This is a genomic window from Xanthovirga aplysinae, from assembly GCF_009711365.1.
Taxonomy (GTDB): domain Bacteria; phylum Bacteroidota; class Bacteroidia; order Cytophagales; family Cyclobacteriaceae; genus Xanthovirga; species Xanthovirga aplysinae.
Genome location: NZ_SMMB01000808.1, coordinates 1 through 4,214, shown reverse-complemented (window position 1 = coordinate 4,214; position 4,214 = coordinate 1). Strand labels below are relative to the sequence as shown.

At 35.2% G+C, this 4,214-nt stretch carries 5 protein-coding genes; 3 read left to right on the top strand and 2 right to left on the bottom strand.

Annotated elements, in window-relative coordinates; genetic code table 11:
• The coding region (locus E1171_RS23680; RefSeq protein WP_187696293.1) for a hypothetical protein at positions 1–452 on the top strand (452 nt) is incomplete at its 5' end.
• 160 nt (positions 453–612) lie between these two features.
• Positions 613–1,419: an SDR family oxidoreductase gene (locus tag E1171_RS06025; protein ID WP_155205077.1), complete on the top strand. Its 807-nt coding sequence runs from the start codon at positions 613–615 to the stop codon at positions 1,417–1,419.
• 103 nt (positions 1,420–1,522) lie between these two features.
• On the opposite strand, the gene E1171_RS06020 is transcribed toward E1171_RS06025, so the two are convergent.
• Positions 1,523–1,957, bottom strand: a complete 435-nt coding sequence (locus E1171_RS06020) for a hypothetical protein (protein WP_155205075.1) — start codon at positions 1,955–1,957, stop codon at positions 1,523–1,525.
• A gap of 196 nt (positions 1,958–2,153) precedes the next feature.
• Here E1171_RS06020 and E1171_RS06015 point away from each other — a divergent pair, with 196 nt between their 5' ends.
• Complete coding sequence (locus tag E1171_RS06015; protein ID WP_155205073.1) at positions 2,154–3,404, top strand: TolC family protein; 1,251 nt, start codon at positions 2,154–2,156, stop codon at positions 3,402–3,404.
• Positions 3,405–3,528: 124 nt separating this feature from the next.
• On the opposite strand, the gene E1171_RS23675 is transcribed toward E1171_RS06015, so the two are convergent.
• A partial coding sequence (locus tag E1171_RS23675; RefSeq protein ID WP_187696292.1) for a hypothetical protein occupies positions 3,529–4,214 on the bottom strand: 686 nt, incomplete at its 5' end.

Sequence of the window (4,214 nt, the reverse complement as noted above, 5' to 3'; positions counted from 1 at the left end):
AGATGCTGCGAGATATCTTACTTTCGGAAAAGGCGTATTTAATAGAGGCCCTGGAAGAACATTTTCATTTATCACCTACGAGAGCTGAAGAAATTTCAGATTTAGCCATTAATTATGTGATCCTTGAGTTTGAGGCCGAATTGGCGAAGGACAACTGGAGCCTTATTCTAAATTTATTAAATGGTAAGGAAGAAGTAGTAAATAGTTCGTTAGCGCAGTTAATAACTATAAAATTGGCCACGGAGTTAATGGTGGGAGGTGAATTAAGCCCTTCCGAAGCTACTTCCTTTTCTCAATTTTTTATGTCTTTTATGGTTCATCAAATTAATGTGCATAGCCCAAAAGAAGGTTGGAAAAAAAGCGACCTGGAAGAAAAGGGCCAACTACCAAATAAGGAGAACATTCTGGAATCCTGGCTGAAGCTTAAAGATAAATTAAGTCGATTTTTTTAAATAAATTCAAGTACTTTGCATGCCGATAAATACAATACAAAATGGAGATTATTATGAAGGAAGTTTTTTAAGCTTTTTTTAGGTGAAGGCAACGCTAAACATTAGCTCTATAATTTAACTTTTTTGTAACAATCGGATTAACTGTAAATTTTTCTCAATTATGAATAAAATTGCCTTAGTTACAGGAGCTTCCTCAGGTATAGGAGAAGCAATTGCCAAGCATTTGCTTACCAGTGGTTTCAAAGTATATGGAACAAGCCGTAGTCAAAGGGAAAGCAAACCAAATGAAATTCAATTCCTGCAAATGGATGTTACAGAAGAGACTTCCGTACGGCAGGCTGTTGAGGAAATCAATACTAAGGAGGGAAGAATTGATGTGTTGGTTAACAGTGCAGGTTTGGGAATTATTTTTGCATTGGAGGATGTGCCCATTGAAGATGTGAAAAAGGTATTTGAAACCAATGTTTATGGGGCCCTTAAAGTCTGTAAAGCAGTAATGCCAATAATGAGAGCCCAAAGGTCCGGACACATTATAAATATTAGTTCAATTGCCGGAGAAGTGGGTTTGCCATTCAGGGGAATATATTCTGCTAGCAAATTTGCATTGGAAGGGATTACCGAAGCTATGCGGATGGAATTAATGCCTTTTGGGGTAAAGGCATCCATTTTACAACCGGGTGATTTTAATACCAATATTGGTCAAAACCGCGTGGAGCCCAATCAGAATAAAAACTCACCATATTCAAAGTATTTACAGGTTTCAAATGCCCTTATAGAGAAAGGGATGCAGAAAGCTCCTACTCCTGAGGTGATTGGACCATTGGTCGAAAAAATTATTAACACGGCTAATCCAAAGGAACGTTATCGTGTAGGAGCTTTTTTAGAAACAATTACACCTGTGTTGAAAAAGTATCTTCCTTATAAGGTTTATGAAAAATTAATCATGAATCATTATAAGATTAAATGATTCACAGAAGATAAAAGGTGAAAAAATAAAAGAGACGCGATTTATGGCGTCTCTTCTAGCTCTTCAAAAAATTAAGATTCGCATTTTGTTTTTGGACTATTTTTTAAGGCTCAATTAAAACACTAGCTTTTTCAATTGAGGCTTCCATTTGTTTCTTAACCTCATCTATTTTTTTCTCTTCCTGTTCATAATAGGCCATTATTTCGTCATGGGACATGGTTTCAGCTTCAGGCTTTTCAAAGCCATGCATCCAATCCATCATTATTTTGTTAGCATCAATTAATTGTTGGCTTCCTTTTTGAAGAGCTGAAATTTTTTCTGAGTGATTCTGTAGGGTGTCGACTTGTAGGATTTCTATTTCACTTTTTATTTTACGGTTGAGGTCCATGATTTTTCCCATATAAGCCATGGCTTCATCATGAATGGACATTACTTCCTTAAATTTCTCTTCTTCTTGTTTTTCTTCTGAATTACCACAAGCCGAAAGCAGCCAAAGGGCCATTAAAAAGTACCAGCCAGATTTAAAAAAGACTTTCATAGTTCAATTGATTTCTAAGGTTAAAACGACCGAAAGTTAAAAGAATATGTCCGAAGGAAAAATTTTTCTTGAAGGCGAAATAGCTCGATTTTATGCTTTTATTAATCAATCTGTTAAAGATTTTCTGAAATTGGATTATAGCCCAAAGTCTAAACTAATCCATAGCTTATAGGTATAATGATATAGGGATAGGGAAATGGGAGGCAACAGGATTGGAAAATATATCTTTTGTGTCCTGATCGGACTTTTGCTATTTTGTCCGCTTAAATCCTATGGGCAAAAATTAGAGGATTATCTTCTTGAAGCAGCCCAAAACAATCCGGAGTTAAGAGCTTTATTTAATGAGTATCTAGCAGCTTATGAATTAGCTCCACAAGTGAGCAGCATTCCTGATCCTAAATTATTTTTTGGCTATTTTATTCTTCCCATTGAAACCCGAAATGGGAGTACCCAGCTCCGTTTTATTCTTTTTCAGCAATTTCCTTGGTTTGGGCTTTTAAAAATGAAAAAATCTGTTGCACTTTTTAATGCAGAAGCCAAATATAAAGATTTTAAAAATACCAAAAACAAGGTGTTTTTTAGAGTTAGGGAGAATTACTATCGTTTATATGAAGTTGAAGAAAAAATTAGGATAACTAAAGAGATCCTTGAATTACATTATTTTCTGGAAAAACTGGCTGAAAGAAAATATGAAACAGGGCAGGTAAGTTTGGTAGATGTTTTAAGGGTTCAATTGCAAATCCGGGATTTCAAAATTCAGTTGAAAACTTTTGAAGATAAAAGATTGCCTTTACAAGTAAGTTTTAATAATCTTCTTTTTCGAAACCCCAAAGATAGCATTCATTTGCCTTCCCCTTTTTTTCTTTCTGAAATTGATCAAACCGCTTTGTTAGATTCCATCTATAATCGAAACTTAGGTTTAAAACGAGTTGATTTTCTAACGGAATCTGCCCTTAGCCAACAAAAAGTTGCCCGAAGAAGTCTTTGGCCAACTATTGGAATAGGTATTAGTTTTTATTCGGTAAAGAGGATTGAAGGGTTTAGAGCAGTAGCTGCTGGAAGAGAAATTTTATTGCCTTTTCTTGAACTCAATTTGCCCATTTATGGAGGTAAGTACAAAGCCCTAAAACAGGAGGCAGATTACCGCTTGGAGGTAATCAATCAACAAGAAGATAGTTTGAGAAATTTTTTGGCCAATGCTTATGAATTCACTGTTTTTGATTTAAAGACGGCAAGGAGAAATATAACCTGGTATAAACAACAGATAGAGCAAGGGAAGCAGGCGGTTACACTTCTTTTAAGGGAATATTCTGCGAGTGGAAAGGATTTTGAAGAAGTACTTCGTATGCATTTGCAAGTATTTGGGTATGAATTAGCTCTTATTCAAGAGGAAGTAAAAAACAATATTGCTGTTGCCAAACTCATTCAATTAGCTTCTCTTGATTGATATTTTTATAATTAAAAGTGAAGAGTGGTTAATAGAAATAAAAAAGAAAGAAAAACTTGAGAAAAAAATTATTTTTCATTCTCAATTCTGCACACTTCACTTTTAATTCTTTTCCCTTTACTACTTATGCTTTTGCTTTAACAACCACTGTTCTAGGCTTCCTTTTCTTACGAAAAGTGGGAGAACTAATAAAATAAAGCACAAAACCAGAACTAATGGTCAGGAGACCAAAAATAGAAAACATTCGAAGCAGAAGATTTCCAAAATTGTCCCTGCCTTGATAATCCATGGTATGAAGCATCCATAAATAATCAAAAATACGCCATTTTTGATTTCTTACGGTAACCACTCTTCCCTCATTGGCTGAAATATAAACATTTGCTTTTGAAGGATGGTCAAAGCTTATTACCCAGGCAGGTAAGGGTCCACTTCTGTATTCATGATGATTGCCGGTTTGTTCCAAGTATTCAATATTGGAAATATCACTATCATCTACAAAACGGCTTTTTGCTAATGCTATGGCTTCCTCTTTTTGTAAAGGGCCTCGAAGTTGACCGTTTTGTGCATTAGCTAATTGGGTAATCACCTCTTTAGTACCATTTTTTGAAGAAAAATACTTTAATCGGTACATAGCCTGCCCCAAAACTTCAACCAGTTGGATGGAGTGAATGGAGTCTATGGGATGACTTTGGGTAATTTGGTTGATCGCAACAGAAGGAGATACAAGATTTAAATTTGCTTTAAGAAAGGTTGGGGCCTTTTTTTGAAAATCCCCATGGATTTCATCCATATTACTCCAACTGAAATAAA